This window comes from Paraburkholderia sediminicola, assembly GCF_046030555.1.
Taxonomy (GTDB): Bacteria; Pseudomonadota; Gammaproteobacteria; order Burkholderiales; family Burkholderiaceae; genus Paraburkholderia; species Paraburkholderia sediminicola_E.
The window spans coordinates 14,172-39,877 of record NZ_JAQQCH010000031.1 but is presented as its reverse complement, the minus strand read 5'-3'; the positions used below and the strand labels follow the sequence as shown (position 1 = coordinate 39,877).

General features: G+C 61.2%; 19 protein-coding genes and 1 riboswitch. Of the genes, 8 read left to right on the top strand and 11 right to left on the bottom strand.

Annotation, left to right across the window (positions count from 1 at the left end; all coding sequences use genetic code 11):
- Positions 1-7 precede the first annotated feature (7 nt).
- The 6 genes from preA to PQQ52_RS30605 all read left to right on the top strand — a co-directional run bounded on the left by preA (position 8) and on the right by PQQ52_RS30605 (position 7,102).
- Complete coding sequence (gene preA / locus PQQ52_RS30630) at positions 8-1,336, top strand: NAD-dependent dihydropyrimidine dehydrogenase subunit PreA (protein WP_408220013.1); 1,329 nt, start codon at positions 8-10, stop codon at positions 1,334-1,336.
- A 130-nt stretch (positions 1,337-1,466) separates the two neighbouring features.
- Positions 1,467-2,978, top strand: a complete 1,512-nt coding sequence (locus PQQ52_RS30625; protein ID WP_408220010.1) for an NCS1 family nucleobase:cation symporter-1 — start codon at positions 1,467-1,469, stop codon at positions 2,976-2,978.
- Between the two features lie 63 nt (positions 2,979-3,041).
- Positions 3,042-4,493, top strand: coding sequence for a dihydropyrimidinase (hydA, locus tag PQQ52_RS30620; RefSeq protein ID WP_408220007.1), 1,452 nt, complete (start codon positions 3,042-3,044; stop codon positions 4,491-4,493).
- 353 nt (positions 4,494-4,846) lie between these two features.
- On the top strand, positions 4,847-5,629 hold the full coding sequence (locus PQQ52_RS30615; protein WP_408220004.1) for an amino acid ABC transporter substrate-binding protein: 783 nt from the start codon (positions 4,847-4,849) through the stop codon (positions 5,627-5,629).
- Between the two features lie 22 nt (positions 5,630-5,651).
- Complete coding sequence (locus tag PQQ52_RS30610) at positions 5,652-6,329, top strand: amino acid ABC transporter permease (protein ID WP_408220002.1); 678 nt, start codon at positions 5,652-5,654, stop codon at positions 6,327-6,329.
- Positions 6,329-7,102, top strand: coding sequence for an amino acid ABC transporter ATP-binding protein (locus PQQ52_RS30605; protein ID WP_408219999.1), 774 nt, complete (start codon positions 6,329-6,331; stop codon positions 7,100-7,102). Before PQQ52_RS30610 ends, PQQ52_RS30605 begins: the two co-directional genes overlap by 1 nt.
- A 527-nt stretch (positions 7,103-7,629) precedes the next feature.
- Here PQQ52_RS30605 and leuA read toward each other — a convergent pair.
- The 3 genes from leuA to PQQ52_RS30590 form a co-directional block, all read right to left on the bottom strand.
- Positions 7,630-9,348 carry a 2-isopropylmalate synthase gene (gene leuA, locus PQQ52_RS30600; RefSeq protein WP_408219996.1) on the bottom strand — a complete coding sequence of 573 codons (1,719 nt, stop codon included), beginning with the start codon at positions 9,346-9,348 and terminating at the stop codon, positions 7,630-7,632.
- A gap of 319 nt (positions 9,349-9,667) precedes the next feature.
- Complete coding sequence (locus PQQ52_RS30595) at positions 9,668-10,546, bottom strand: class I SAM-dependent methyltransferase (RefSeq protein ID WP_408219993.1); 879 nt, start codon at positions 10,544-10,546, stop codon at positions 9,668-9,670.
- 182 nt (positions 10,547-10,728) lie between these two features.
- Entirely contained in the window at positions 10,729-11,364 is a 636-nt protein-coding gene (locus tag PQQ52_RS30590; RefSeq protein WP_408219990.1) for a cadmium resistance transporter, read from the bottom strand.
- 338 nt (positions 11,365-11,702) lie between these two features.
- Here PQQ52_RS30590 and PQQ52_RS30585 point away from each other — a divergent pair, with 338 nt between their 5' ends.
- Positions 11,703-12,287, top strand: a complete 585-nt coding sequence (locus PQQ52_RS30585; protein ID WP_408219987.1) for a hypothetical protein — start codon at positions 11,703-11,705, stop codon at positions 12,285-12,287.
- A 126-nt stretch (positions 12,288-12,413) separates the two neighbouring features.
- On the opposite strand, the gene PQQ52_RS30580 is transcribed toward PQQ52_RS30585, so the two are convergent.
- The 3 genes from PQQ52_RS30580 to PQQ52_RS30570 all read right to left on the bottom strand — a co-directional run bounded on the left by PQQ52_RS30580 (position 12,414) and on the right by PQQ52_RS30570 (position 16,343).
- Positions 12,414-14,288 (bottom strand): glycosyl transferase family 1, encoded by a 1,875-nt coding sequence (locus PQQ52_RS30580; RefSeq protein WP_408219984.1) that lies wholly within the window; start codon positions 14,286-14,288, stop codon positions 12,414-12,416.
- A gap of 263 nt (positions 14,289-14,551) precedes the next feature.
- Entirely contained in the window at positions 14,552-15,832 is a 1,281-nt protein-coding gene (locus PQQ52_RS30575; RefSeq protein WP_408219981.1) for a DUF3443 domain-containing protein, read from the bottom strand.
- 46 nt (positions 15,833-15,878) lie between these two features.
- Complete coding sequence (locus tag PQQ52_RS30570) at positions 15,879-16,343, bottom strand: DUF2844 domain-containing protein (protein ID WP_408219978.1); 465 nt, start codon at positions 16,341-16,343, stop codon at positions 15,879-15,881.
- 460 nt (positions 16,344-16,803) lie between these two features.
- Here PQQ52_RS30570 and bamC point away from each other — a divergent pair, with 460 nt between their 5' ends.
- The gene (bamC, locus tag PQQ52_RS30565) at positions 16,804-18,036 is read left to right on the top strand and encodes an NlpB/DapX family lipoprotein (protein ID WP_408219975.1); all 1,233 of its coding nucleotides are present in this window, start codon (positions 16,804-16,806) and stop codon (positions 18,034-18,036) included.
- An 854-nt stretch (positions 18,037-18,890) separates the two neighbouring features.
- On the opposite strand, the gene PQQ52_RS30560 is transcribed toward bamC, so the two are convergent.
- The 5 genes from PQQ52_RS30560 to thiC all read right to left on the bottom strand — a co-directional run bounded on the left by PQQ52_RS30560 (position 18,891) and on the right by thiC (position 25,428).
- Complete coding sequence (locus PQQ52_RS30560) at positions 18,891-19,817, bottom strand: DMT family transporter (protein WP_408219973.1); 927 nt, start codon at positions 19,815-19,817, stop codon at positions 18,891-18,893.
- Between the two features lie 534 nt (positions 19,818-20,351).
- Entirely contained in the window at positions 20,352-21,950 is a 1,599-nt protein-coding gene (locus PQQ52_RS30555; RefSeq protein WP_408219970.1) for an L-lactate permease, read from the bottom strand.
- Positions 21,951-22,354: 404 nt separating this feature from the next.
- Positions 22,355-22,870: a hypothetical protein gene (locus PQQ52_RS30550; protein WP_408219967.1), complete on the bottom strand. Its 516-nt coding sequence runs from the start codon at positions 22,868-22,870 to the stop codon at positions 22,355-22,357.
- Between the two features lie 253 nt (positions 22,871-23,123).
- Positions 23,124-23,336: a YMGG-like glycine zipper-containing protein gene (locus PQQ52_RS30545; protein WP_408219965.1), complete on the bottom strand. Its 213-nt coding sequence runs from the start codon at positions 23,334-23,336 to the stop codon at positions 23,124-23,126.
- A 160-nt stretch (positions 23,337-23,496) separates the two neighbouring features.
- Positions 23,497-25,428 carry a phosphomethylpyrimidine synthase ThiC gene (gene thiC / locus PQQ52_RS30540; protein ID WP_408219962.1) on the bottom strand — a complete coding sequence of 644 codons (1,932 nt, stop codon included), beginning with the start codon at positions 25,426-25,428 and terminating at the stop codon, positions 23,497-23,499.
- Positions 25,429-25,517: 89 nt separating this feature from the next.
- A riboswitch (TPP riboswitch) is annotated at positions 25,518-25,636 on the bottom strand.
- Positions 25,637-25,706: the final 70 nt, after the last annotated feature.

The following is a 25,706-nucleotide window of genomic DNA, read 5'->3' as shown; positions in this document are numbered from 1 at the left end:
GCCGAACATGGCCGATCTGCGCTGTACGATTGCCGGCATTACGTCGCCGAATCCTTTCTGGCTCGCCTCCGCGCCGCCGACCGACAAAGCCTATAACGTGAACCGCGCGTTCGAAGCGGGCTGGGGCGGCGTCGTGTGGAAGACGTTGGGCCTCGACCCGCATGTAGTGAACGTCAGCTCGCGCTATGGCGCGGTGCAATGGAACGGCCAGCGCATCGCGGGCCTGAACAACATCGAACTGATCACCGACCGTCCGCTCGACGTCAATCTTAAGGAAATCGCCCAGGTCAAACGCGACTGGCCGGACCGCGCGATGATCGTCTCGCTGATGGTGCCGTGCAACGAGCGCGACTGGAAGTGGATTTTGCCGCTCGTCGAAGACACCGGCGCCGATGCGGTCGAATTGAATTTCGGCTGCCCGCACGGCATGAGCGAGCGCGGCATGGGCGCGGCCGTGGGCCAGGTGCCCGAGTATGTGGAGATGGTCACGCGCTGGGTCAAGGAAGGCACCAAGCTGCCATGCCTCGTCAAGCTCACGCCGAATATTAGCGACATTCGCACCAGTTCACGCGCGGCTTATAAAGGCGGCGCGGACGGCGTGTCGCTGATCAACACCATCAACTCGATCGTCGCGGTGGATCTCGACGCGATGTCGCCGTTGCCGATGGTCGATGGCAAGGGCACGCATGGCGGCTACTGCGGTCCGGCAGTGAAGCCGATCGCGCTGAACATGGTGGCTGAAATCGCGCGTGACGTGGAAACGCCGAATCTGCCGATCTCCGGTATCGGCGGTATTTCGACGTGGCGCGACGCGGCCGAATTCATGGTGCTTGGCGCGGGCAGCGTGCAGGTCTGCACGGCGGCGATGCACTATGGATTCCGTATCGTCTCCGACCTCGCGGATGGTCTCTCGAACTGGATGGACGAAAAAGGCTACGCGACGCTCGACGACATTCGCGGCCGCGCCGTGCCGAACGTCACCGACTGGAAGTACCTGAACCTCAAATACGACATCAAGGCGCGTATCGATCAGGACAAGTGCATACAGTGCGGCCTTTGCCATATCGCGTGCGAAGACACCGCTCACCAGGCGATCATGAAAGAAAAAGCTGGCGTCCGGCATTTTGAAGTGATCGACTCCGAATGTGTCGGCTGCAATCTGTGCATGCATGTGTGCCCGGTCGAACAGTGCATCACGATGGAACGTGTGGACAACGGTGAGTACGCTAACTGGACGACGCATCCGAACAACCCGGCGCGTGTGGATGCCGGTGAAGGCGACAAGTCAGACGCGGCTGAAACCACCGAGCATGCCCACGCGGCAAAAGCAGCCTGAAACATGAGCGACCTGCAGGAAAAGGAACGGAAACGAAACGAAGCGCTTGTACTGAACCTGTAATTTTCCCTCAAGGCCTGACGCGCCATTAGAAGCCGCGCGGGCCTCAACGATCAGTGGAGATCTTTCGATGAAGCAGACAGCGCAACCCGTCGATCCGCAGTTTGCGGCCGGCGCGCAGGGCAGCAGTCTTTATAACGATGACCTTGCGCCGACCGGCGTCGCACAGCGCACGTGGAGGTGGTATCACTTCGCCGCGCTCTGGGTGGGGATGGTGATGAACATCGCCTCGTACATGCTCGCGGCCGGTTTGACGGAAGAGGGCATGTCGCCGTGGCAAGCGGTGGCGACTGTGCTGCTTGGCAATCTGATTGTGCTGGTGCCGATGCTGCTGATCGGGCATGCGGGGGCGAAGCACGGTATTCCGTATGCCGTGCTGGTGCGTTCCTCCTTTGGCACGCAAGGCGCGAAACTGCCGGCGATGCTGCGAGCGATCGTCGCGTGTGGCTGGTATGGCATTCAGACATGGCTTGGCGGCAGCGCGATCTATACGTTGCTGAATATTCTGACCGGCAACGCGCTGCACGGCGCGGCCTTGCCATTCCTCGACATCTCGCTCGCGCAACTCGCGTGTTTCCTCGTGTTCTGGGCGCTGCAGATCTACTTCATCATCCACGGCACCGATTCGATTCGCTGGCTCGAAAGCTGGTCCGCGCCGATCAAGATCGTGATGTGTATCGCGCTGGTGTGGTGGGCCACGTCGAAGGCGGGCGGCCTCGGCTCGATGCTGTCGGCACCATCGCAGTTCGTGCAGGGCGGCAAGAAGGAGGGCCTGTTCTGGGTCACCTTCTGGCCTGGCCTCACGGCGATGGTGGGCTTCTGGGCGACGCTCGCGCTGAATATTCCCGACTTCACACGGTTTGCGAAAACGCAGCGCGATCAGATCATCGGCCAGTCGGTTGGACTGCCGATTCCAATGGCGCTGCTCTCGGTGATCTCCGTGGTGGTGACATCGGCGACCGTGGTGATCTACGGCAAGGCGATCTGGGACCCGATCGACCTGACGAGCCGCATGACCGGGATCGGCGTCGGCCTCGCGCTGATCATCCTGACGCTGGATACGATGTGCTGCAATCTCGCGGCGAATCTCGTCGGCCCGGCGTATGACTTTTCGAGCCTGTGGCCCAAGGGTATTTCATATCGCGTCGGCGGCATGATTACCGCGACCATCGCCATTGTGATGATGCCGTGGAAGATTCTCGCCACCACGCAGGGCTACATCTTTACCTGGCTGGTCGGGTACTCGGCCTTGCTCGGTCCGGTGGCGGGCATTCTGATGGTCGACTATTTTCTGATTCGCGGCACACGGCTGGACCCGCGTGAACTGTTCGACGAGCACGGCGAGTACAGCTACACCGGCGGCTGGAATATCGGCGCGGTGGTGGCGCTCGCGGTCGGCGTGCTGCCGAACCTGCCGGGCTTTTTGCATACCGCGTTTCCGGCGTCGTTCCCGAATGTGCCGGCGATTTTCAACACGCTCTATACGTATGCATGGTTTGTCGGACTCGCGTTAGCGTCGATCGTATATAGCGCATGGATGAAGCTGAGCAAGGGAACAAGCGCCGGCGTGGTGCGTGCATAGACCGCACAAGAAGCGAATGAAGTACGTAGCACCGAAACCAGCAGTTCATAAGGAGGCGGCAACATGACGACCCTGATTCGCGGCGGCACGATTATCGACGCGGAGAACACGTATCGTGCGGACGTGTTGTGTGCGGACCCGGAGGATGGCGGTACGATCCTGCAGATCGGAGCGGACCTGGAGCCGCCGGCCGGTGCCACGATCGTCGATGCGGGCGGGCAGTATGTGATGCCCGGCGGCATCGATCCGCATACGCACATGGAATTGCCGTTCATGGGCACTACCGCGAGCGACGATTTCTATACCGGTACGGCTGCGGGTTTATCCGGCGGCACGACCAGTATCATTGACTTTGTAATTCCCAGTCCGAAGCAACCGTTGATGGAGGCCTTCAAGGAATGGCGCGGTTGGGCTGAAAAGGCTTCGTCGGACTATGGCTTTCACGTTGCGGTGACGTGGTGGGACGATTCGGTCTATCGCGACATGGGCACGCTGGTGCATGAACACGGCGTATCGAGTTTCAAGCACTTCATGGCCTACAAGAACGCGATCATGGCCGACGACGAAGTGCTCGTGAACAGCTTCTCGCGCTCGCTCGAACTCGGTGCGCTGCCCACCGTGCATGCGGAAAACGGTGAACTGGTGTTTCAGTTGCAGCGTCAGTTGCTTGCAAAAGGCTTTACGGGCCCGGAGGCGCATCCGTTGTCACGGCCGCCTGAAGTGGAGGGCGAGGCCGCCAACCGGGCGATTCGCATCGCACAGGTGCTGGGCGTGCCGGTATATATCGTCCACGTGTCCTCGAAAGATGCGGTCGATGCGATCGCGCGTGCCCGCAGCGAGGGCCTTCGGGTGTTCGGCGAAGTGCTGCCGGGCCATCTTGTGATCGACGAAGCGGTGTATCGCGATCCCGACTGGACGCGTGCGGCAGCGCACGTGATGAGCCCGCCATTCCGCTCCGCGGAGCATCGTGAGGCATTGTGGCATGGTCTGCAAGCGGGCCAATTGCACACCACGGCGACCGATCACTGTGTGTTCTGCGCGTCACAGAAGGCCATGGGACGCGAAGACTTTACGAAGATCCCGAATGGCTGTGGCGGCGTTGAAGATCGTATGGCAGTGCTCTGGCATCACGGCGTGAATTCAGGGCGTCTCACACCGAATGAGTTCGTGCGCATCACGTCCACCAACGCCGCGCAGATTTTCAATCTGTATCCGCGCAAGGGCGCGGTACAGGTGGGCGCGGATGCGGACCTGGTTGTGTGGGATCCTGAGGCAAGCAAAACGATTTCGGTGAAGACGCATCATCAGAAGGTCGATTTCAACGTGTTCGAAGGGATGACGGTGCAGGGCGTGGCGATGCATACGCTCACGCGTGGCGCGCTGGCATGGACCGACGGTGAGCTGCGGGCCGTGCGTGGCGCGGGGCGTTACCTGAAGCGCCCGCCGAATCCGGCTTACTTCGATGCGATCCGGGTGGCCAATAAACGGAAGGAGCCGCATCCGGTGGAGCGGTAAGCGGTTTGCAATCTGGCGGGCGGCCTCGCAGTGCCGCCCGTGCCGGTTATTTTTCACCGCTGCGCGTTCGCCGCGGCGACTCCCTCCCGCGTTTTCCCCGATGGCGCTCGACAGGCGTTCCGTGGTGCGATGCATGCCGCGTCTGTCATATCTGCTGTAAAGTCGAATTCACCGTTGTATGAGACACCTTGGCTGTCCGCTTAGCACTCAAGCGCATATTGATCGGAAACCTGATCCTTTGTAAAAACGCAGACCGTTTGCTACAGTCCGCCCACTCTGCCGGGTCTGACCGCTGGCGGAATGCCGCACACAAAACCATGCAACTGACGTAGCAAACTTTACGGAGCCACCTGATGAAGTCGATTCGTTCCATTCTGCTGATCGCGCTGCTGCAAGCGGTGACCCTGAGCCCGGCATTCGCCGCCGACGAGCTTGCGCAGATCAAGTCCGCGGGCGTGTTCAAGATTGGCACCGAAGGCACTTACGCACCATTCACGTACCACGACGAGTCCGGCAAGCTGACCGGCTTTGACGTCGAGATCGGCACGGCGATCGCGCAACGCCTGGGCGTCAAGCCGCAATTCGTCGAAGGAAAATGGGACGGGCTGATCGCCGGTCTCGATGTGAACCGCTACGACGCGGTGATCAATGAAGTCGCTGTGACCGACGCGCGCAAAGCGAAATACGATTTCTCGGACCCGTACATCACCTCGCACGCGGCGCTGATCGTGGCCTCGAACAACACCACGATCAAGAGCTTTGACGACCTGAAGGGCAAGAAGTCGGCCAATACACTGACCAGCAACTTCGGCAAGATCGCGGCCGCGCATGGCGCGGAAGTGATTCCCGTGCAGGGCTTCAACGAATCGATCGATCTGCTGACTTCGGGTCGCGTCGACGCCACCGTTAACGATTCGCTGTCGTTCCTCGACTTCAAGAAGCACAAGCCGGACGCGAAAGTGAAGATCGCCACGCTCGATACGTCGGCCGACAGCAGCGACAAGTCCGCGGTGCTGATCCGCAAGGGCAGCCCGGAGTTGCAGGCAGCCATCAACAAGGCGCTCGCCGACATCAAGAAAGATGGCACTTACGCGAAGATCTCGCAGAAGTACTTCGGTAAAGACGTCTCCCAATAAGCGCCACCTGCGAGTCTGAATCATGCCGGCATGGTTGCATTTGATGGCGCAGTCGCTGTGGCCCCTGTTGTATGCGGGGCTCGTATTCACCGTGCCGCTCACATTGGTATCGTTCGCGATCGGGCTTGCGCTGGCGTTCATCGTCGCGCTGGTGCGGCTGTTCGGGCCAGGATGGGCGGTGGCGGTCGTACGCTTCTACGTATGGCTGTTTCGCGGCTCGCCACTACTCGTGCAACTGTTTGTGATTTTCTACGGATTGCCGAATATCGGCATCGTCCTCGATCCATTGACAGCGGCGATTATCGGTTTTTCGCTGAATGTCGGCGCGTATAACTCGGAAGTGATACGCGGCGTGATCGAGTCGATACCGAAGGGGCAATGGGAAGCGGCGTATTCGATGGGAATGACGCGTTCACAGGCACTGCGCCGAGCGATCTTGCCGCAGGCGGCGCGCGTCGCGTTGCCGCCGCTGTCGAATTCGTTCATTGCATTGGTGAAGGACACTTCGCTCGCTGCGGTACTGACCGTGCCCGAAGTGTTCCAGGCGGCGCAGCGGATCGCGTCGGTGACATATGAACCGTTGATTCTGTACACCGAAGCGGCGCTGGTTTATCTCGTGTTCAGTTCGGTGTTGTCGTCGGCACAAGTGCGGCTTGAGCGCAAGTTCGGCCGTCATGCACTTTTCCAGGTGGGCAACTGATGATTCGACTGGAAAAGATCGACAAGTACTTCGGCGAGAATCGGGTCCTGAATTCGGTGGACTTGCAACTCGCGTCAGGCAACGTTACCGCGCTGATCGGCCCGTCCGGCAGCGGCAAGAGTACGCTTTTGCGCTGCGTGAATCTGTTGGAAATTCCCGAGGCTGGATCACTTGAACTTGGCGACCAGCGCCTCGAATTCAGCCGCGATCACAAACCATCGCGCGAAGCGGTGCTGACGATTCGCCGCCGCACTGGCATGGTGTTCCAGAATTTTCAGTTGTTTCCGCATCTGACGGTGCGGCAGAACGTCATGGAAGGCCTGCTGACCGTACAGAAGTGGGACAAGGAAAGAGCGCGTGTACGTGCGGACGAATTACTCGAGAAAGTAGGCATCGCGCACAAAGCGGACGCATGGCCCTCAACGCTTTCCGGGGGCCAGCAACAACGCGTAGCGATTGCGAGGGCGTTGGCGCCATCGCCGGAAGTATTGTTGTGCGACGAGCCCACATCGGCACTCGATCCCGGATTGGCCGCGGAGGTGGTGGAAGTACTCAAGCAGCTCGCCACGGAAGGCATGACCATGTTGATGGCGACACATGATTTGCGTCTTGCCGCGACGATTGCGCGAGACGTAGTCTTCCTGAACAACGGCGTAGTGGTCGAGCAGGGCCCATCGCGCGACATTTTTATGCAACCGCGCGAACGGGAGACCGAACGCTTCGTGTCGACGCTGACGCACAGCTTGCCGGACGCGTGGACGGAGCGGGGCTGACCCGAGAGAGGGCATGACGGGGAATAAAAGGAACGACGGACCACAGACCTGTCCGTCCCCAAACAGCGGCGCAGCAAAAAAGAAGAGGGGCGCAGAAGCGCCCCTCAAAAAATTCACGACAAAAAAACATACCGCTGGCTTGCTAGCAGATCCTTCCGGCGAGCACACAGTGCGAGTCGGGAAGCATGACTCCTTTGTCACTCACGCGGAATGTGCGAAAACACAGATTCCAGATGTACCACTATCCCCTCCAAGCCGGGGGACCCGCTTAAGAACTAGCGGTGTGAGCCGCTTTCTCTTGCTTACTTCTCTTTGCGGCGGCAAAGAGAAGTAAGTGCCGCCCCGCACAGGGGCGACGCTAATAAACCAATAAGAATTCAAGGAAAGGCCAAAAGCCAAAAGCCAAAAGCCAAAAGCCAAAAGCCAAAAGCCAAAAGCCAAAAGCCAAAAGCCAAAAGCCAAAAGCCAAAAGCCAAAAGCCAAAAGCCAAAAGCCAAAGAATCCAGATCAAGAAATGACCAAAAACCTCATACAGCCACCCGCTCCGCATCATCACTCAGTGCAACTTCAAAAAACCGCCCTTGGGCATCAACATTAACCCGCGCATAGGCTCGATTAACCCCACTAATCACAGCCCGAATAGAAGCCGTCACCAGATTGGCATCAATGCCAACCCCAAACGCGCTCCCGGCCACATCAGCCCCAGCCATCTCAGCCACAGCCACAGCACGAGCATCGGCACCCTGGGTCAAAGCCCGCTCTTCATAGTGCTGAATCCGCACCGGCACACCAATAGCATGCATCAGCGCATCAAGCGGCCCATTCCCTTCACCGTTCAGGACGCGCCGCGAGCCATTAATCTCGACCGTGAGCTTGATATGTTCACGCCCGTCGCGCTCAGAAAGACTATGTCCGACGTAGTGAATCGGCGCAGCACTATGCACATACTCCTGCTGGAACAATTCCCAGATCTGCGAAGGCGTAACTTCCTGACCGCTAGCGTCAGTAAATCGCTGCACAGCAGAGCTGAAATCGACCTGCAAGCGCCGCGGCAACACCACCCCATAAGTCTGCTCGAGCAAGTAAGCAATCCCACCCTTACCGGACTGGCTATTCACACGAATGACGGAATCGTAGGTGCGCCCGAGATCGCTCGGATCGATCGGCATATAAGGCACTTCCCAGACCGCATCCGGTTTCTGCACAGCAAACCCCTTCTTGATCGCATCCTGATGCGAGCCGGAGAACGCGGTAAACACCAGATCGCCGACATACGGATGACGCGGATGCACCGGCAACTGCGTGCATTCCTCAGCGGTACGTGCGACTTCGTTGATATTCGAGAAGTCGAGTTCAGGATCGACACCCTGCGTGTACAGATTCAACGCAAGCGTCACGAGATCGACATTGCCGGTACGTTCGCCATTGCCGAACAAACACCCTTCGATCCGATCCGCTCCCGCCATCACTGCCAATTCCGCAGCAGCTACGGCAGTGCCCCGATCGTTATGCGGATGCACGGAAACAATCAATGAATCGCGACGCGCGAGATTGCGGTGCATCCACTCGATCTGATCCGCGTAGACATTCGGCGTGGCCATTTCAACGGTGGCGGGCAGGTTGACGATGGCTTTGTGCTCGGGCGTCGGTTGCCAGATGTCGAACACGGCGTCGCACACTTCCTTGGCGAATTCGAGTTCGGTGCCGCTGAATACTTCCGGGCTGTATTGCAGCGTGAAGTGTGTTTCCGGTGCGGCGTCGGCGAGACGCTTCATCGTACGCGCGGCGTTTTGCGCGAGTTCTTTGACACCGCTCTTTTCGAGGCCGAACACAATGCGGCGGAATTCCGGCGCAGTAGCGTTGTACAAATGGACGATGGCGCGGGGCGCACCACGCAAGGATTCGAAGGTGCGTTCGATCAGATCGTCGCGGGCCTGCGTCAACACTTCGATCGTGACGTCGTCGGGGATATGACCACCTTCGATCAACTCGCGCACGAAATTGAAGTCGGTCTGCGACGCGGACGGAAATGCGACTTCGATTTCCTTGAAGCCGATTTGCACCAGCGTCTTGAACATGCGCATCTTGCGTTGCGCGTTCATCGGCTCGAACAGCGCCTGGTTGCCGTCACGAAGGTCGGTGCTCATCCAGATCGGCGCGCGCGTGATGGTGCGCGACGGCCACTGGCGATCCGTCAAATTGATGGGCTTGAACGAGTGATATTTGGTAGCAGGGTTCTTCAACATTTTCATCATCCTTGGGTTCGATCAACCTGGGTGTCGACCGGACGACGAAAACGCAAAGCATGGCCGCCGGTCGGAAACCGGGGCTGGGTCAGTTACTGGGGAATTGAGCGGTGCTTCGGGTGTATCAGATAGAAGCGCGCAGCAGCAGACCTAGCCCGGTAGAGCGGGCTAGTAGTAGCGATAGGATGGTCTGGGCGCGGTACATAGTGCGCAATAGGAACATATTATTAGGACGACGTCAAGCGCGGTGCGGATAAGAACCTGCCGACCGGGACTTATCCTGCCCAGGGCGCGCTGCGACCCGGGCCGGTCATGCCTGTCACCTGGGTTTCACGAAACGCAACGTCATGCGATCCGATTCGCCGATCGCCGCGTATTTCGCCCGATCGACGTCATGGCCTTCATACGTGGGCGGCAGGGACCACACGCCGTGCGGATAGTTTTTCGTGTCGCGAGGGTTGCTGTTCACCTCGCTTTGGCCGGCCAATTCGAAACCTGCCGCGCGCGCATGTTCGATGACATAGGCTTCGGTCACATAGCCGGTGTCGATGGTCTGTTGCAGAGAGGTGCCCGGCGCCGCGCGATGCTCCTCGACACCGAGGATGCCGCCCAGCTTAAGCGCCGCATAAAAGGCGCGCAGGTTCGCGTCGATCTGGCCGTCCTTGATCCAGTTGTGGATATTGCGGAAGGTCAGCACCTCGTCGACGCTGCCATCGGCCGGAAAGCCGCTGAACTGGCCCGCTCGCAGCGTACCGACCACCACATTGCCATAGACCGCCGGCGTGGCCGCGAGCTTGCGCGCGAAAGGCGCCTGGCCAGCCTGCTCCTCTGCTGCCGACGCCGGTTCCGGGCTCTCGTATTGCGCCTCGTACAGCTTGCCGCGGTCGTGCAGATAGGGCGCGAGTATTTCCGTGTACCAACCGCCACCGGGGGCGATCTCCAGCACGGTTTGCGACGGCGCCACGCCGAAGAATTGCAGCGTTTCCTTCGGATGGCGATAGACGTCGCGTGCGCGGCTCTTGTCGCTGCGCTGCGGCCCGGAGATTGCGGCGTCGAGCGAGGCAGAATCAGCCGCGGCGGAATAGGTCGATGCCGTCGGGGCGGCGCAAGCGGCCAGCAGCAGTGCCGCGCTGAGTGCCGCGAACGTGGAACGCAGCGCGCGGGCTTGGGGAGTGGGGTGCGTATTCATGGCGCCCATTATCGGCCGCGATCCGCCTGAAAATAAACCGTCAATCGCCATATTCATATGCGCCTGCGGTATTTGCCACGTCCTGGGGATGGATCACCCCACGATGTGCGCCTGTTTTCAGCGCGACCGCCGCATTACCGGGCGACTGGATCGGTGGCTCCGCGTTTGACTCCGCGTTTGACTCATTTGGCTCACATACCGAACACGATCCGCAGCGTATCGTTCTGCACGATCACGGAGATGCCGATTACCAGCAGGATCAGCGGTAGCAGCGCAGTACCGTAGCGCCGGATCGGCGCGCCCAGCAGCGGATGCTCCACCAGCCACACCGCGCCGGCGCACCACAGCCCGATCATCACGACGAACACCAGCGAGATGAAGATGCCCTCACTGTGCGAATGACTCGCGTACAGGGGCACGTAGACGGCGAGATTGTCCGAGCCGTTGGCGACCGCCACGCACGCGACTGTCCACCATGACGAGCCTGCGCCGGCCGTAGTCGATGTGCCCGGTACATTCGTGTGTGCTGTGGCCTGCGCCTCTTCGTCCGGATCCACGTTGCCGGGGCGAAAGCGTGTCCATGCCTTGGTCAGGCCCACGGCGATCGGCAGAATGCCGAGCAAACCGACATAGCCGGCGGGTAACCGCGTCAACAACGCGGCAAGCAGAATCGACCCAACGATCAAGGCCAGCGAACCGGCAAACTGCCCGGCAATTACGCGACGCCGCTGGCCGCCCGCTTCGGCAAGGAAGGCGAGCAGCACGAAAAGGTTGTCGATATTGGTGGCGGCGTAAGCTGCGACGGCGAGCAGGGCAAGGCTGAACATGCGGGAAAGCCGGTCAATGCACAGTGGAGAAACAGACCTGCGCCCGTGAAGTGGGCCCAGTTGAAGAGGCGGCAGCGCATAAGCGGCATAGCGGCCGGTCAACACGATGCCGACGTGAGGCGTTGCGGTCAAGTTGTCTTTTTGCCTTGCGCTATCGATGCGCCGGGCAGTTCAGTATGTTTACGCTCATGTGCTGTGCTGTGCTGTGCTGTGCTGTGCTGTGCTGTGCTGTGCTGTGCTGGCCCGGCCCGTGCCTGTGCCGACTCCCGTGAGCGCCGCGGCGCCGATCCGTCAGCCCGTAAGCTACAATTGCCGACAGCTTGAAAAACGGAACATCAATGAAGATTCGGATTCTCCCTATCGCCTGCATCATGACCGCTGCCGCGCTGCTGGCGGCCTGCACGGCCGTCTACAAGAACTCGGATGCATGCGAGCAGTTGATGCGAAGCAAGCTGGCTGAAACGTCGCCGGATACGCTGAAAGTCGCTCATAAGGGTGTCGGTATCGACGGCTCGCGGGTGGTCGTCGAAGGCTCGATCGAGCATGTGGTGACGGCTTCGGAGGCTGCGGCCGCCTCGGCGGCATCCGCGGCGGCTTCCGCCGCGCAGCTCGCGAATGCACCCCGCGCGGCTTCGGGTGCGCGCGCAGCGTCCGCGGTATCGGTGGCTTCCCCGGCTTCAGGCGCTGCGGCAGCCTCCGGCGTGACGGCTGGCGTGGCTTCTGCTGCTACGGCCGCCTCCGCGAGTCTTGCTGCGTCAGGGGGCGAAGCAGCTCCGCTCAAACCGGCCAAGCCGAAGAAGACCACCACGGCAGCTGCGGCTGAGTGCACGTTCCATGGTTCGGCGCTGGACGCATTCAGCTGGTTGGCGCCGGCAAAGCTCGCCACGCCGCCCAGCGGCGCTGCCAGCGAAGCTGCGGAGTAAAAACCGCATTCCCAACGAGGGCAGTCGGCTTTCGCTAGCGTTACCTCAATCTCGAACCGGCAACGAAACCGCAAACTTCAAGCCGCAAGCCGCAAGCCGCAAGCCGCAAGCCGCAAGCCGCAAGCCTCAAGCCGCCCCGTCCACGTGGCGGCTTTTGTTTTCGCGCATCAATTTCAGCACGCTTTCACCGAACGCCTCCGGCCGCCCTTCGAAGCAGCGCTGCACCGCCTGTGTATCGATCAGGCGTTGCCGCAGCGCGGTGCGCTCGTCTTGCTGGTCGATCATTCGGACGGCCGCAGCGATATAAGCCTCAATGCTGTCCGTGGTGGTCCACGACGGCATGTCCACGCGCTCGAACAGCGCGCCGTCGATCTGTTCGAATACTTCCGGCCCGCGTTTGCATACGCCGGGCAAGCCGAGCGTCAATGCATCGACGATACCGTTGGTATTGCCGAACGGAAACGGACTGAGGAACAGGTCGGACTGGTTGACGCGCGCCAGATACGCGGCGTAGTCGTGAAAGTCGTGTACGACGGCGCCCGGCACTGCACGCGTGACAACGGCGCGCAGTCGGTAGAGCGGTAGCCCCAGCGGCACACCAGTCATGAAATGAAACTCAACGGGTGTCGCGGCACGTTCGCCGATCGCGCGGCAAGCATCGAGAAAACCAGGATTGAGCTTCATCGCGCTGGCCGTGATGACGATCTGCAGCGTCTCGCGCGGCGGCGGAATCTGCGCGACGATGTCCGGCAGCGCGACGGACGGCCGATAGGGTTGCCCGTCTTTTGGCAGTTTCATCAGGCGTTCGCTGAAGCAGGCCGGGTCGCCGACATAATCTTCCTCGACGCTGATGTAATCGATCTTGTCTGAGTGCGTGGTGGCGGGGTGGCCGAGCGCGGCGATCTGCAACGGCGCGATGCGTAGATTGGACATGAACACCGTCAGCACGAACATGCCGACGCTCGGCATGTACAACACGTCTGGCTGTTCGGCCTCGGCAAAGTCGCGAATCGTTTTCATGCATTCGCCGATGTAGTCCGGCTGCTCCAGTTCGATGAAGCGATCGAAGATGTTCCGCCCCACTTCGTCAATCGCGTAACCGAAACCGAAGCCCACCACCTCGAAATGTTCGCGCGCAGCTTCGAGCGTACGCGAATGCGTGCGGTAGATCGAATGGGCGCCGCTGAACCACTCAAGCACGACCACCATCAAGGGCTTCTTGCCGCGCCGCGATTTGCCTTTGGCAGGTGTGCGCTTTGGCGCGGGCAGGTCGGTCAGGCCGAGTTGTTCGAGCTTGCGGCGCACCAGCACATTGATGTCCTGCTTGATCGCATGCCGCCGCGGTGTGTCGGCATAGCTGCAGAACATATAGGCGTTGTGCAGCACGGCCGACGGCAGATCGTCGAGGTCGTTGATCTGCTGCAGCTTGCCGGGCAGCCATTCCAGCAACGCTTCGCGCTTGCCGTGCGCGTTCGCCGAGCCTTTGAATACAGGCGCCAGCAAAGTCAGGGCGAGACAGGCGGCGATGGTTTTGTCGTATGTCCAGAGCGCGGCAAAGTCGAGTTCCAGTTCGGATTCAGTCGAATAGAGCACGCAGAGCTTTTCAACGAAAGTGTCGCCGGGCAGAAACTGTGTGTCCGCGGGGCCGCGAGGATTCAGGTGAAGGGTGACATGGTCGGTATTGCCGAACGCTGTGGTCGAGAACAGTATGCCTATCCATTCATGCAGCGTGAAGAACAGCCTGAAACACTCGGTGACAGGCTGAAAATCCGGGTTGGCGAACAACGTTGACGCTGCGCTCGCCAGGCGCGTGCAGAAACGCTGACGTTGTTCGCAGGGAGACAGATCGACCATGCCGGAGGCTTTGAAGCTGCCGTCCAGCTCGCCACGATTATGTTGAAGCAGCGCCAGCGCGGTGACAAGCTGGACCGAAGCTTGTGCGTGTTGTTGCGTATAGACGAGTTGCTCGAAGTGGTCGAGCGAAAAGGTGATTTCCATCAATAGCTATTTTAAGATATGCATGACTAACTATATTGAAGGGGAGTTAGCCGGGGCGCCGATTATCGCAGGCAGGGCGTATCAAATAATCTTGGAATGGGAATTTGGGAATTTTCTGTGCGGGAATATCTGATCGGCGCGTGGGATTTATTCTGTTTCGGCGCGAGGGCACGTGATGGCGGGGAGCTGTTAGGACACTCAGTCGAACCCGGCCAACGCAGCCGTCTGCGCCAGGCGGGCCCCGACATCGAGCCCCGGAATGCAAATCAGAACGCGTAATACGGACCCGGCCCGGCCGACGTTGCGCGCGACGCGATCGCCGTATAGACGCGCCGGCCGAAAAAGAACGGCAGGCCCCAGCCGAAGCTGTTGCCGGCGATGCCGGCCAGGTTGTTGAAGGCATTGTTCGGCGACGCGAACAGCGTGGTCGAATTGCCGATCGCAAACGACACGGTGGTCGATGCACCGTCGGTACCTACAATCGAGGCGCTCGCCGTTTGCGTCGAACTTGGGCAGTACCAGTAACCGCATTGCGGCAATTGGCTATTGCCGAAGAACAGGCCGTTCGAGCCGCTGTCGAGGTAACTCTGCGCATAAGTCTGGCCGGCGCTGCTGGTGGCCACATACCCTGTGACCTGATTCGCCTTGACCACACTTGCGCCGCCGAGTGTGTTGTTCGCCTGAGTGCCGATGCCGAAGATCATCGAGCCTGACACGCTGACCGCGCCGGCGTCGGCGATCGCCGGCAGGTCGATGACTACGCCGTTGTTGTCGAGCGCGAACTTGCTGACCGGATTGGTCACCTGCTGCGCAAGCGCTTGTGTGCGGGCGAGACAGTTGCCTCCGGCGTCGCAACCGTAATACCAGCGCGGTAGCGCGGCATTGACGCAGCCGCTGCCGCAGTCGGCCGCGAACAAGCCGACGCCAAGAATGCCGTTGGCGCGCAGGCTGGAGACGGTCAGCATTGCCGGGCCCGAACCGGCGCAGTCGGTGGGTACGTTGGGCAGGGCGGGATCCGAGATCACCTGGATCGGAATGGCTGCGGCCAATTGACCTGCCATGCGCACATCCGCGCTGCGCACAGCGCCCCACGCATAGCCGCCGCCGAATACCGCGCACTCGCCGGTGGCCCCGCTGCCTGAGCCCACCGCCGCCAGCGTGAGGCCGGCCGGCAGCGTGGACGCGAGAATTCGCAAGCCGTGCGAGCCGGTGTCGACCTGAATATTGTTGATCGTCGCGCAATTGCTGGTGCCGGGCTGGCAGACGGTGACACTCGTCGTCAGCATGTTGCGCGTCAGGCCCGGCGCGGTGGTGACCGTGATCGGCTGGACATTCGGCGTGCTCGACTGTGGCACGGAGGTGGCCGTGCTCGAAACGGCGGCTCCGGACGGCGCGCTGGCTGCCGACGGGTTTGCCGTGTTCGGGCTGCTGGCCGGGCTAGCTGAACTTGCCTGGGACGAGTCCGCCGATGTGCCACCGCCGCCGCCGCAACCGGCGAGTGCCGTGCAGACGAGGAGCAGGGCATGGAGACGAGAAGAGGGTTTCATGATGTCGGGGGCAATCGCCGAGGTGTTTTTTGTCGATTTGTGCGCGTCAGTGAAAATCGTCGGCTGTGACGCCGGACGGCAAGGCTGCGGGTAGCCACGCGCGCCCTGCGTAGCCGCGCATCGGGCCGCCGGACTCCACGATTACGTCCGGGCGAACGACCCGCGAGGCATGCAGGTTGCCGTCCGGCACCGACGCCGCGGCACCCGTTCTGTAGGAGTCGGCGTACTTTCCCAGCAGCGCGCGCAGATCCGGCATGGTCGGGCCTTGCCACGTGTAAGCGATGATCTGGCCGGTATTCGTCGCGTACTCGTTGATCATGGTATTGCCCGCATCGGTTAGCGTGCGCAGGCGTAAGGCGCCGTTCAGCAGGAGTTGGGGCGCCGCGGCCGTCGAATTTGTCTGGGTGGGCATCGTGCCGCCCAATTCGGCATGCGCGTCGGTGCTGGCACAGAGCACCGCAACCACGATCGCCGGGACGGCGAGGGCAGGTAAGAAAGAAGGATTTGGCATGGCAACCTGTCTCGCAATTGGAGCGCTCAATCTTTTATTGAGACGTCCAATTCAAGATAACACCGCGGTTTCCTGATCCTTGTCAGGAGCGGCGCGCGGCGCTTGAGGTAATCTCGAAAATGGCGCGTGACAAGAGCGGAAAGTGTCTTTTAAAACAATGATCTGACGATGAGCCAGAACCTATCTGACAGGCGATTGGGAAGTGTTGTGAACTGTTAAATCTGCTGTCTGAGGAGATGATTGCTGTCGCGAAACGAAGTACTTTTCTGCAACGTGAAGCTCGCGCCAGGCAGCGACTCATCCGTGTCCAGACCGCCTGCCGCAACCTGCGTTTTTGGCGGCCGCGCGCCGCGCAATTCGCGGGCAAACCCGGGTTTTTGCACATGTCTCGCTGGGATCGGTAAAATGTTGGGTTGATCCACGGAAACTTGCCGTGGCGTAGCGGAAGGATTCCCTGAACATGACTGATCTTCGTCTTACCAAGCGGTTTGCAGTAATGCTGATGGCAGGCGGTCTGGTCGCCGGCTGCGGCACCTCGTCGCCGACCAAAATTGACTACAAAAGCGACTCGAAATCGAAGCAGGTGTCGCTCGCCGTACCGCCGAACATGATCGATGAGACGTCCGATCAGCGTTCGTTGCCCCCGCAAGGCGGCGAAACCTCGCTGTCCACGCTCAAGCAGGTCCAGGCGCAAGCACCGGCCACCAGCACCCTGACGGTGGTGCCACAGGTCACCGGCATGCATATCCAGCGCGACGGCACGGAAAGCTGGCTCGTGATCGACAACAAGGCGCCCGACCAGGCCTGGCCGCAAATCCGCCGTTTCTGGCAGGAACAGGGTTTCCTGCTGGTGGTCGACCAGCGCGACAAGGGCGTGATGGAAACCGACTGGAACGAAACGCACGCACAGATCAACGACGGCCTGATCCGCGACACGCTGTCCAAGGCAATGGGCAACAGCTATGTGAGTTCTGAGCGCAACAAGTACCGCACGCGTCTCGAAACGGCGCCGAACGGCGGCACCTATGTGTTCATCAGCCAGAAGGGCATGCGCGAGGCGATCACCGGCACGAACAACGATTCGACCAAGTGGGAAGCCAAGCCGAACGATCCGGGCCTCGAACAGGAATATCTGAAGCGGCTGATGGCAGCGCTGGCGCTGACCGATTCACGCACGAAGTCGGCTGATACGCAGAGCGCCGAACTCTCGCCGGCGGGCGCGCAAACGGCGCCGAACGCGGCTGCGGCGGGTGCGAAGTCGGCGGCTGCGGCCACGGCTGCGCAGAACGTGGCGCTGTCGGCACAACCGCCCATGCCGGATGACGCGGCGAACAGCACGGCGGCACAGTTCTCGTCCACCGAACTCACTCTTGGCGAGCCGTATGACCGTGCGTGGCTGCGTGTGGGCCTCGCGCTCGACCGTAGCAACTTCACGGTCGACGATCGCGATGCGAGCCGCGGTTTGTACTTCGTGCGCTATGTCGATCCGAAGGATATGACCTCGGCGGAGCAGGGCTTCTGGAGCCAGGTGTTCCACGGCAAGAAGGAAAAGGTCGCCAAGCAGTATCTCGTGAACGTGCGCGCGGTGACGCCTAACCAGACCCGTGTGGCCGTGGTCGACGACAAGGGGGGTATCGATCAGAGCCCGCAAGCCAAGCAGATCATGGGTCTGATGGTCGACCAGTTGCACTGAACGAAGTCGCAGCACGCAGCGAACGCTGTTTGAAAACCCGCCCGGCGTGCAGCCCGGGCGGGTTTTTTTATGTCCGCTTCATCCTTCGAACCGCGAGACCGCGAGACCGCGAGACCGCGAGACCGCGAGACCGCGAGACCGCGAGACCGCGAGACCGCCAGCATGGCGCGCACGCGTTTTGCTTCTGTCCAGGAACACCGGTATAAACCGGCGCTCAACGGGAGATGGCCATGTTCGACGTGATTCCTTACTGGATGTGGGCGGCGAGCTTGCTCGTCCTGGCACTTGTATGCGGTGCGGCCTTGTCGCCGCGCGAGACGCGGCGGCCGGCCGTTCTGCGTGTCCGACATACGGCCGCACAGCGCACGAAATGGCCGATGTCCTGATGTTCGGCCTCGCTTCAAACGCAAGAAGCGAGGCACTGCGGCCGCCCTGTGCGGCCGCATGTTACGTGACGTTACCCCGGTGACGTAACTCGCAGAACCCTTTCCGCCGACCTCCTCAGCATGTTTTCATCGCAAAACAATCCAATAACAATCAATGGTTTGCGAACAATTTCTTGTGAATCTCCATAACTGGCACGCAAGCTGCTTTTAAAGACTCATGGGGCCGGATTCGTAACATCCGCCGTGAGCTTGCGGTGAATCTCGAATCGGCAATTCCCAGACCCTTTCGGCATCGGCGAACGAACCGATGCTTAGCCTGATGATGGCCTGCGCGCGTGGCGCGCGGCCTCGGTGGCCCCGTCGCCTATCCTCGTAGGGCGACGGTTTCGCCCGCACTCCAATGGAGTGCGGGCTATTTTTTTGGGTACTCGGGATGGGTTGCGCCGGACGTACTGCGCGCGGCGATTTTCAGGTGTCGGCGCGGCGCGGACCGCTCCAGGGCAGGCGCTTGATTACGCCGGTGGCAAGCGCGGTGCCGACGAGAATCACACCGCAGCCTTCCAGCATGCCCGGCGATACCGTTTCGCTGAGAAATAACGCGCCCCACAGAATGCCGAAGATCGGAATCACGAAGGTCACCGTAATCGCACGTGCCGGCCCAACCACCGCGATCAGGTGGAAGAACAGCATGTACGCGACGCCGGTACACGCGATACCCAGTGCGATGACCGCGCCCCAGGCGTGCAGCGAGATCGGCGCTGCCGGCCAGTAGATTGCGGCAAGCGGCAGCAGCACGATGGTGGCGCCGGTCATCGTGCCGGTCGCGACGGTCAATGCGTCGACACCGGTCAGGTGGCGCTTCGTGTAATTGGCAGCGATGCCGTAAAGCAGCGTAGCGCCGAGCGCGGCGGCGGCCGCGAGCGCAGTGCTCAACGGCGTGGCGGCCGAACCGTTCGGCGCAGCGATCTGATCCCACACCAGCATCAGTACACCGAGAAAGCCGATCACGAGACCGAGCGTGCGCAGCGCACTCAGGCGGTCACGCAGCCACAGAAAGCCGACGAGTGCGCCCCACAGCGGCGTGCTTGCATTGATGACGGACGTCACGCCCGCCGACAGCGTCAGCTCGGCATACGCGAACAGGCAGAACGGCGCCGCCGAATTCAGAATGCCGACCACGAGAAGCGGAAAGGCGCGCGTGCGCAGGATCGTTGCGGACTGACGCAACGGCCGCCGCGCGACCAGCACGACTGCAAGGAAGATCGCACCGATGCCGACTCGCAACGCCATCAGCGGTGCGACACCGAAGTCCGCGACACCGACACGTATAAACAGAAACGAGGCGCCCCATAGGGCGGCCAGGATCAGTAACTGCAACAGGTTTTTGGTATTCATTGTCGTGGCGCCGCGCGCGGTTGAGTCGAGACGCCAGCGCATCGTAGCAGCGCGATCGCGCGAAACGTTTCAGGCTGGAATGAAACGGCAAGATTCGCGAGATGAAGGGCATCTGATAGCCATCATCGTAAGGGCAGCCGAGCGCGCTGCAAAACGAGCAATTCTCACGCTAATGTGAGAAAAATTGCGATGACATTGGAGTGACGAAGGGAGCGGATGCAGGCGTGACGGGGTGGTTGCCCTGGAAGCGTGAGTTATTTTGCGGCAGTGGTATCAGTCGTATGGACTTTGGCAGCGGTGCCGCCGGCACGAACAAGCACCGTCGGCACACGGTTGAGAAGCACGAGCGGCACTGGCCGCTGACGCGGCCCCAGGGCGTGTCGAATGCATATTGTTAAAAAACGGACGTGCCCAAAAGAGCACGTCCGCCGATTTACCCCTTCGTTCGTCAACTAGCTGAGCGGACCCATCGCGCAAGCTACAGTCCCGGGAAACTGGCAAGCGCCTTCCGTTACAGCCACGATCAGGCAAACCTCAGTGCGGAATCATCCCCTGCAGGAAGTTCTGCTGCACCCACACCAGCACGCCGAGGATCACCGTCAATAGAATCGAGTGCTTGAAGGTCTTGGCGAATACGACGCCTTCCTTGCCTTTGAGTTCGGTCGTCGCCACGCCGGTCGAGATGTTTTGCGGGGAGATCATCTTGCCCATCACGCCACCCGACGAGTTGGTCGCCGCCATCAGGATCGGGTTCAGGTTCAACTGATGGGCCGCCACCACCTGCAGGTTGCCGAACAGCGCGTTGCCCGAGGTATCGCTGCCGGACAGGAATACCGCGACCCAGCCGAGGAACGCCGATACCAGCGGAAAGAACGGTCCGACGGACGCAGCACCGAGCCCGAGCGTGTAGGTGAGCCCTGAGTAGTTCATCAGATAGGCGAGCGCGACGATGGTCGCCACCGTCAGAATGGCGATGCGCGTCTGGACCCACGTATCGACAACGGCTTTGCCAAATTCGCGCACCCCCAGACCCGTCACGAACGACGTGATGATGGCGGCGACCAGAATCGCCGTGCCGGTGGCGAGCGGCTGGAAGTCCCACACCGCGCCGTATGGCGTGTTGTACAGGGTGATGTACACGGCCTTGTCGAGGCCCGGCCACGGCACCTTGACGTCGCCGATCAGGAAGATCTTGGCGACGGTCCAGACGATCACCACCGCCGAGACGATGATCCACGGATACCAGCCCTTGCCGCCGCTGATCTTGCCGCGCACCTCGCCCACGCGATCGATGTTGATCGCGAACTTTGGATCGACGGCGGGCTTCCATACACGCAGGAACGCGATCGTCACGATCAGCGAGACCATCGACGACAACACGTCGGTCAAGCTGTAGTTCACGTAGTTCGATGCGACGAACTGCGTCAGCGCGAAACTCGCGCCCGATACCAGCAGGACTGGCCACACGCGCAGCATGTTACGAAAGCCCGCATACACCCCGATCACGTAGAACGGCAGCAGCAAGGCGAAGAATGGCAATTGCCGTCCCACCATTTTGGCGAGCGTGTCGGCAGGCAGGTGCGTGACCGCGCCGAGTACCGTGATCGGTACGCCCAGCGCGCCGAACGCGACCGGGGCGGTATTGAAGATCAGTGTAAAGGTGAGCGCTTCGAGGGTGGGGAAGCCGAGCAGGATCAGCAGCGAACTGGTGATCGCGACCGGCGTGCCGAAGCCGGAAATCCCTTCGAGCAGCGCGCCGAACGAAAAGCCGATCACGACCAGCACGACGCGTCGGTCGTTCGGCAGGTTGTCGATCATCCACATACGGAAGGCCGCGAAACGGCCCGAGCGCTGCGAGATGTTGTAGAGCAGGATCGCCGCGAACACGATCCACATCACCGGCCAGCAGGCGAAGACCGCGCCATTGGCGACCGAAGCGAGCGCGAGTCCGACCGGGAACTGCCATACGAAAACCGCCACGATCAGGCCGACGATCAGTCCCGCGAGTGAAGCCTGCCAAGCCGGGCGGCGCGCCCAGCCAAGCAGTAACAGGACGACGATGATCGGCAGCGCGGCAACCAGAAACGACGGCAATAGCGCATTGCCGACGGGAGTGAGTAGTTGGTGAAACATCACGTCTCCTTCGTTGTTGTTCGAACTCGACGCGGGACTACGCACTACGGGCGCGTCGCTGTGGCAGGACGGATGGGCGTCGGCGGCGCGTGCGGGACGCGCCGGGTCGCTTATTTAAACGAGTACTGCGTGTGGCTTCCCCAAGCATAGGGCCCGATTGGAGCGCGTCAAGAAGGGAAAGTACGGGCGAAGGACAGAAGGGGCGCCGTGTCTTGCGTGGCGGGATCGTCGCGCATGGTGCGCGGGAGGCCTGCCCGGCGCGGCATGGCGCGTCCTGGCGGGCGGCATGCACCCTTTCAGGCAAAGGCGTGCGCACGACGTCGTGAGGCATGCGTCCATCCCGTGCCGCGATCGTTGCGGGCACGGGACAGTCAAAGCAGATCAGCGAGATCCGGCTGCGAGATTCAGTGCCAGTGACCGTGGCCACCCCAGCCACCATGGCCTCCCCAATAGCCGCCGAAACCGAAGCCGATCGAAACCGACGGACCATACCAGCCCGGATAGCCGTAATAAGCCGGATAGACCGGCGGTGGATAGTAGGCGGGATAGGGAGGATAGGCGGGATAGGGAGGCGCAACGTACACGGGTGGCTGGGCCACCGCGTAGGTGGGCGGCTGGGTTTGCGCGTTGGCCCGCGCCTGCTGCGCGGCTTGAGCCTGTTGTTGTTGCTGTTGCTGCGAGCTTGCCGAATCGCCGGCAGTGCCGACGTTTACTTCCTGCTGGACGCCATTGGCTGGGACCGTGCCATAACCGTAATACGGGTAGTAGCCCGGATAGTAGCCGTACGGGTAGTAGCAGCCGGACAGCGTCAGCACACAGGCCACGCCGGCCAGCGCGATGCCAGTTTGCGAAAGACGGGGCAAGCCGCGCGGCAGCCGCTGGCTGATCGCGTAAAGAGACTTGATGACGGGGGACTTCATGACGTGCTCCTGGTGACATCGGACGCCGCCATCCGGGGCGTAGTGGCTTGAGCTTACGCCGCCGCAGCGCCAACAGGATTGCAAAACCGTAACGGCTTATTTCACGTCATTGCAAAGCAATTCGCGAAGCACCCAGCATGGCGCAGGTCGCGTACGCTGTGTGCCCGCACGCTCGTTGGTGCGGGCAAGTTCGTTGCTTGCCGTTGATACGGTTGATGTCCGCGCGGGCTTCCCCTGAACGCGTCGCCGACGCTTACTTGCCGACCTGATTACCGATGATGCCGCCCGCTGCCGCACCGCCAATCGTCGATAGTGCATTGCCGCCGATCAGCCCGCCTGCGGCGCCGCCCACACCCGCGCCGATCACCGTATCGCGTTGCCGCGTGGTCATGTTGTCACACGCGGAAAGACTTGCGATAACCGCGACGATCGCAGCGAACGTACTGAGTTGACGAATCGATTTCATGATGCTGACTCCATTCATGGTGTCCGGACAATGTCAGCATGCTGCGTGCCCGCCCGCACAGAAGCGCAAAAGCCCGCCAGTGGCGGGCTTCGGTGCTGCAATACCGTGACGCAGAAGGTTCGAACGGCGGGCGCGCGCTCATGCGCCCGCGATCCCTACCTTACTGCCGCTGATAAATCTCAGCGCCCTTCTTCATGAACTCGATCGACTTCACTTCCATGCCTTTCTTCAGCGCGTCGTCGTCGGAGAGACCCTGTTGCGCGGCGAATTCGCGCACGTCCTGCGTGATCTTCATCGAGCAGAAATGCGGGCCGCACATCGAACAGAAGTGCGCGACCTTGGCCGAATCCTTCGGCAGCGTTTCGTCGTGGAATTCGCGTGCCTTGTCCGGATCAAGACCGAGATTGAACTGGTCTTCCCAACGGAATTCGAAGCGTGCCTTCGACAACGCATTGTCCCGCACCTGCGCGCCCGGATGGCCCTTCGCCAGATCGGCGGCGTGCGCGGCGAGCTTGTACGTGATGATGCCGGTCTTGACGTCGTCCTTGTTCGGCAGCCCAAGGTGTTCCTTCGGCGTGACGTAGCAGAGCATCGCGGTGCCGAACCAGCCGATCATCGCGGCGCCGATGCCCGACGTGATGTGGTCGTAGCCCGGTGCGATGTCGGTCGTCAACGGTCCGAGCGTGTAGAACGGCGCTTCGTCACACCATTCCAGTTGCAGGTCCATGTTCTCCTTGATCAGCTGCATCGGCACGTGGCCCGGGCCTTCGATCATGGTCTGCACGTCGTGTTTCCACGCGATCTGCGTGAGTTCGCCGAGCGTCTTCAACTCGCCGAGTTGCGCTTCGTCGTTGGCGTCATAGATCGAGCCGGGACGCAGGCCGTCGCCGAGCGAGAAGGCCACGTCGTACGCCTTCATGATTTCGCAGATGTCTTCGAAGTGCTCGTACAGGAAGCTTTCCTTGTGGTGAGCCAGGCACCACTTCGCCATGATCGAGCCGCCGCGCGAGACGATACCCGTCATGCGCTTCGCCGTCAGCGGCACGTATTGCAGACGCACGCCCGCATGAATCGTGAAGTAGTCGACGCCTTGTTCGGCCTGTTCGATCAGCGTGTCGCGGAAGATTTCCCACGTCAGGTCTTCGGCCTTGCCGTTGACCTTTTCCAAAGCCTGATAGATCGGCACCGTGCCGATCGGCACCGGCGAATTACGGATGATCCACTCGCGCGTTTCGTGGATGTGCTTGCCGGTGGACAGATCCATCACCGTGTCGCCGCCCCAGCGGATCGCCCAGGTCATCTTGTCGACTTCTTCGCCGATCGACGAGGTCACCGCCGAGTTGCCGATGTTCGCATTCACCTTCACGAGGAAGTTACGGCCGATGATCATCGGCTCGCTTTCCGGGTGGTTGATGTTGTTCGGAATGATCGCGCGGCCGCGGGCGACTTCTTCGCGCACGAATTCCGCGGTGATTTCCTTCAGGCCGTCGGGACCGAATGCGCTTGCGCCGAACGCCTGGCCCGGATGCTGGCGGCCCATCATGGCCGCGAGCTTTTCGCCGTTCGGGCCGCTCGTCTTCAGGCTTTCCAGATAGGCGGCGCGTTGCTGGTTCTCGCGAATCGCGATGTATTCCATTTCCGGCGTGACGATGCCCTGACGCGCGTAGTGCATCTGCGAGACGTTTTTACCGGCGACGGCGCGGCGCGGCGTGCGGTGCAGACCCTGAAAGCGGAGTTCGGCGGTTGCCGTGTCGGCGGCGCGTTCCCGGCTGAAATCGCTCGACAGACCCGTCAGCGCTTCGGTGTCGCCGCGCTCTTCGATCCAGGTTTGACGCAGCGCGGGCAGACCGGCGCGGATGTCGATTTTGGCTTCCGGATCGGAGTAGGGGCCCGACGTATCGTAGACATACACCGGCGGATTCTTCTCGCCGCCGAAGCTATCCGGCGTGTCGGCCTGGGAGATTTGGCGCATCGGCACGCGGATATCGGCTCGCGAGCCGGTGACGTAGATCTTGCGCGAATTCGGCAGCGGGGCGACAGCGGCGGCATCGACGTGGGCGTCGGCGGAAAGAAACTTCGGGTTGGCGTTCATGCGTATCTCCTCGCAAAGCAATGTGGGCCGCTAAGCAGGAGACGAGATGGAAGTTGTCGGAAATCGCGAGAGATGAAACGGTAGACCAGGTGCGAAATCCGTACGCTTCCCTGCGCTGGCATTATCCAGATCAGGTTCAAAGGGTATTTCTCACCCACGCAGCACGGACCTCCAACCTCCGCGCTACGCAGGACCCCCGCGTTAGCAGCGCACACAATACACCGCCCGGGCGGTGCTTGGCAACCCGTCTTGAAAAAGTCAGATGTCGGAGATAACGC